Raw genomic sequence first — 4786 nt, forward strand, 5'->3', positions numbered from 1 at the left:
CGTGAAAGCCGATCTGGTGTCGCAGGGCGATCTCGGACAGGTCTTCCAAGGGATCGATGAGGCCGTAGGGATAGTTGCCTGCGCTGCCGACGATGGCGGCCGTATGGGGGGTGATTTTTTCCTCCACCGCCTTGGGGTCCACCCGGAAATCAGGCTCTGAAACCGGTACATGTACCATGCAGATGCCGAAATATTCGCCCGCTTTGTCGAAGGCCGGGTGGGCCGTGTGGGGGATGATGATCTCCGGCGTGGCAATGCCCTTTTCTTCGCGGGCCCAGTCCCGGTATACCTTCATGGCCATGAGGATGCTCTCGGTGCCGCCGGATGTCATGGTGCCGCAGACCGCGTTCTCCGGGTTGTGTTCCCGGGCGCTGTCGCCGTGCAGCATGTCGGATGTCATGGCAATGATTTCGCTTTCCATCTTGAACATGCTCGGGCAGACGTCGAACTGGATGGTGTTCACATGGGTGAAGAGGGAGGCAACCCGGTTGAGGAACGCGCGGTGGGCGTCGCCGGCGTGGTAGAAGGTCCCCGATACCTGGCCGGTTTTCCAGCGGGCGTTTTCCTCTTCGGCCACGGTGGCCAGTTCGTTGAATATCTCGTCCTTGGCCCGGCCTCTGGCCGGGATGGTGGCATGGGATTCAAAACGTCCTTTGTACGGTTTCAACGGATCGACGGCCTGGTCTGACATGATATCCTCCTTCGGGTCTTCGGCGGACTATTTCCCCGCATGCGCATTCAAGGCGGCAAAGATGTCCTTGTTTCTGGAAAAAAGCCTGCGGTACTGGCCATAGTGCCGGTCGTATATGGCTTTGCTGGACGGCTCCGGCTCGAACACCTGCCTGATGGGGACCATGGCTGGCAACTGGTCAACGGTCAGGTGCCCCAGGGCCGTCAAGGCAAGCAGGGCGGTTCCCCGTGCGGTGGATGTGAGCGGGTCGGCCACCTGATGAATGGGGACACCCAGGATGTCTGCGTGGATCTGGGACCAGAGGTCGGAAAGGGCGCCGCCGCCGGAAAAGATAAATCGGGTGAACGGGCGGCCCATCATTTTCTCCGCCGGCTCGCGGGTCCAGCGGCTGTTAAAGGCCAGGCCCTCCATAATGGCGCGGGCCAGATGACGGCGGCGGGTGTCGATGGAAAGGTTGACGAAACCGCCGCGGACGTGTGGATTTTCACAAGGGACCACGGAACCGTTCAGCCAGGGGAGGAAGATGACACCGCCACTGCCCGGCGGAGCGCTGGCGGCCACGGTGTTGTAGCGCAGATAGGCATCTTCCGGTTTAGCGGGCATTTCGAAATCGTCCGTGTCGTACAGGATGTTCTTCAGAAAAAATTCCACGCATTTTCCGCCGAGCCCCTGTTCACCAAGCAGAATGTAACGGTTTGGAAATGCACTGGGCAGGGCTGTCATCATGTGGGCCAGGTCGGTCTTTTTAAACGGCATGTGGCAGCTCATGTACAAGGTGGTTCCGATGTAGATGATGGCTTCGAAGTCTCGCACTGCACCGGATCCGATAATGGAGGCATTGGTGTCGCCGACGCCGGCGACGACCTGGGTGGCGGGCGTCAGGCCCAGTTCTTCGGCGACTGCCGGATCCATCGGCCCCACGATGCCGTTGTTGGCGATCAGGTCCGGAAACTTTTCACGGTCCAGTCCCGCCATGCGCAGCAGCGCGTCGCTGTAGCGTCCTTTTCCGAAACGATTGTCCGTGATGACGAACGGGGCCATGGTTTTCTGGGTGGCGACGATTTTCCCGGAGAGGCGGGCCGTCAGGTAGTCCATGGGTTCGAGAAATTTGAAGGTTTGCCGGTAGATGTCCGGCCGCTCGTTCTTGATAAATAGCACGTGCCCCATGGAATCCACGCCGGTGTGCGTGGGGGCCAGTCCGGTCAGGCGGATCCATCGCATCAGCTTCCACACCTGGTACCCCTGAATACCGGGAAACCCGCCGGCAACCTGGCGGTTGTACTTGCCGCCCCGGGTGTCCAGCCAGTGAACCGCGCCCATCAGCGGCTCGGCATTCTCGTCTACGGGTACGACGACAGACCACTGGGAATCACAGGCCACCGCCACGATTTTTTCCGCTGGAACACCGGCACGCGCAATGACGGCTGCCGCCGCTTTTTTGGCGTTGTGCCACCACTGCACCGGATCCTGCTCGGCACCGCCCCCAGGGAAAAGCGTGGTCCCGGTGGGTTCATCCGCACTGGCCACGATGCGTCCGTCGATGCCCACCAGGGCGGCTTTCAGGTCGCTGCTGCCCAGGTCGATGGACAGCACGTATCGCTCTGTGGTTGTCGTGTTCATGGCGTCCTCAAGCGTCAGGTGGTTGGTTCTCGGGTCGTTGCATGCATGTCATCAGTCTCATAGCGGTAAATATGCGTGCGGATTTACGGTTGAAGGCAACTTCGCCCAGTACTCACTGAAAGCGCTTCTCCATTCGGCAGGCGGCGGAGATGTCGTCTGCAGGGCGCCGTGCAAAGCGTTCTAAAAATACGCTGTAATATTTACTGAAGGTGTGATCGATGTATGTGAGAAGCAGGTATCTAAGAACTGAGTTAACTGACTAAACCAAAGATCCCATTCGGTCAACAGGAATTACCAAGTGCCGACGGGATGACGGTCCTGCAGAGATTGAAAGAAGGTTGGGCCAGGTAACATCGAACGGGTATTAGATAGTGCCCATCCATAAATGGTTATTTTGCCCGACCTCTGCGTTGCGCGAAAAATTTTATCCTCAGAATATCAACTATATGCCTCCGGTAAAATTTTTCGCACGCCTTGATCTCGACCAAAATCCCTCATTTCTGGACGGACACTATATCGGCTCATTCCGCATGGATCGGGCAGGATTGGACACCTTAGAAATCGTGTTTACCTTCGGCAGACAGTGGCCATCCAGAATCTCTTGATCTCGACCAAAATTTCTCGTTTCTGGACAGACACCAACCAAGGAGGTGTAAAATGGATTTAGGAATACATGGTAAAATTGCTCTGGTGACGGCATCAAGCCGGGGGTTGGGGCGGGGCTGCTCGGAACAGCTGGCCGCCGAGGGGTGCCGGGTAGCGATCTGCTCCCGTGACCGTGCCGCAGCCAAACAGGCCGCCGAAGAGATTTCAAAAAAATCCGGAACAGCAGTGCTGGGGGTGGCTGCGGACATGCGCAAGGCTGAAGATATCCGCCGCCTGCTTGAGGACGTTCGAGAAGCTCTGGGAGAACCGGAAATCCTGGTCACCAATGCCGGCGGTCCTCCACCGGGAACTTACGCCAGCACTGCCCTCGAGGAATACGAAAAGGCCCTCAACCTGACCTTGATGAGCGCTGTGCACCTGATTCATGGCGTCACACCGGCCATGAAAACCAACGGCTGGGGCCGAATCATCGCCATCACCTCGATTTCGGTCAAGCAACCCATCGGTACGCTGTTGTTGTCCAATATGGCCCGTGCCGGGCTGACTGGTTTTTTGAAAACGATTGCAACGGAACTGGCACCCGATGGCATAACCGTCAATGCATTGCTTCCAGGCACCCACAAAACATCGCGAATCGATCAGTTGGCGGCGTTCCGTGCCGATCAGGAGAAGAAGACACCCGAGGCGATCATCGATGAGATGATGTCGGCCAATCCCAGTCATACCATCGGTGACCCGTCTGATTTCGGGGCTGCCGCTGCCTTCCTGGCCAGCGTCCAGGCGCGTTACCTTACCGGCCAGAATATCTTGGTGGATGGTGGGAATTATCGTGGGCTGCTTTGACTATGGCGTCTAATAACGCATACGCATCGCAGTCGTTGCAGCGTTTCCCCCGGGGTGAGCTACTGAGAATTGGAATTTTGCTGGAGAATCTTAGCCAGCTTGTAGAGCTCCTTTTGCATGTCGAGGAGCTTGCCCTGCAGCAGCATTCCCAGAACGGCCATGCGGCCTTCAAGGTTGCCTGAATTGTCCAGAACCCTGTCTATTTCCGCCTGATAGACACGCAGGTGCGGTTGACGATCCAGAAACCGCTCTCTCTCCGCAAGGGCCTTCTGCAAGCGTTCGTTGGCTGTGGTGGTCTGCTGGTGTAACGCTTTGTTGCCTCTGTTGAGATATTCCGGCATGCTTTCTCCAGATCTATCTTCTGTCCCCGGTAGTTGCTCGATAAAGACTATCGGTGAAGAAAATATGGCGATGAACGCTGCCACGCGGGTGCACCGCTGGGCCAGGGATTGCTTTCTTAAAGCAGCAAGTCATGGGCCAGAAACTCAAAAAGTTTAAAACATACATATTATCGGCAGGTTATTATTTTTTCGACCTTATCAAGAGTGAACGGTTGTATAAAAAAGTAAATAGTATTATTTGATATTATAGTGTAATTATATGTCAACAATTACCCAGACAATCCCGGATGCGAGGTGGCTGGCCTTGTTCCTGCAGCGAAACTGCTTAACAGGATGTTGAGAAACTATTGCGCTTGGACAACCAGCGTTAAAATTTGGCTCAAAATGCTCATTTATCAACCATAAATACCGCTTTTTTCGCCAAATTTTGCCTTGTCTTGCCTGCGCTCATGACGTTTTTCAACACCCTGTTAAATGAAAAGATCGAGTCAACCATTCCACGAATGCCGCATTCAATAGATTTCGTCCTTGGAAACCATAAAGAGAGGCAGCATGCGATTAGCTACCATTCGGGTCGATGAAAAAGAGCAATTGGCGATCTGTCGAAAAAACGGATGGGTTCGCATCGCGGATCTTAACCAAGCCTTTAAGAGCCAATGGCCTGAAACGATGGAGCAGCTGTTAA

General features: G+C 55.6%; 4 protein-coding genes. 1 reads left to right on the plus strand and 3 read right to left on the minus strand.

Annotated features, from left to right (window positions below):
* The coding region (locus QNK41_RS16660; protein WP_319258947.1) for a pyridoxal-dependent decarboxylase at positions 1 to 691 on the minus strand (691 nt) is incomplete at its 3' end.
* 27 nt (positions 692 to 718) lie between these two features.
* A complete protein-coding gene (locus QNK41_RS16665; protein ID WP_319258949.1) occupies positions 719 to 2311 on the minus strand; it encodes an FGGY-family carbohydrate kinase in 1593 nt (530 codons plus the stop codon).
* A gap of 657 nt (positions 2312 to 2968) precedes the next feature.
* Here QNK41_RS16665 and QNK41_RS16670 point away from each other — a divergent pair.
* Positions 2969 to 3760, plus strand: coding sequence for an SDR family oxidoreductase (locus QNK41_RS16670; RefSeq protein WP_319258951.1), 792 nt, complete (start codon positions 2969 to 2971; stop codon positions 3758 to 3760).
* 59 nt (positions 3761 to 3819) lie between these two features.
* On the opposite strand, the gene QNK41_RS16675 is transcribed toward QNK41_RS16670, so the two are convergent.
* Entirely contained in the window at positions 3820 to 4185 is a 366-nt protein-coding gene (locus QNK41_RS16675; RefSeq protein ID WP_319258953.1) for a hypothetical protein, read from the minus strand.
* Positions 4186 to 4786: the final 601 nt, after the last annotated feature.

It is taken from the genome of Desulfosarcina sp., assembly GCF_033791525.1.
GTDB lineage: Bacteria > Desulfobacterota > Desulfobacteria > Desulfobacterales > Desulfosarcinaceae > Desulfosarcina.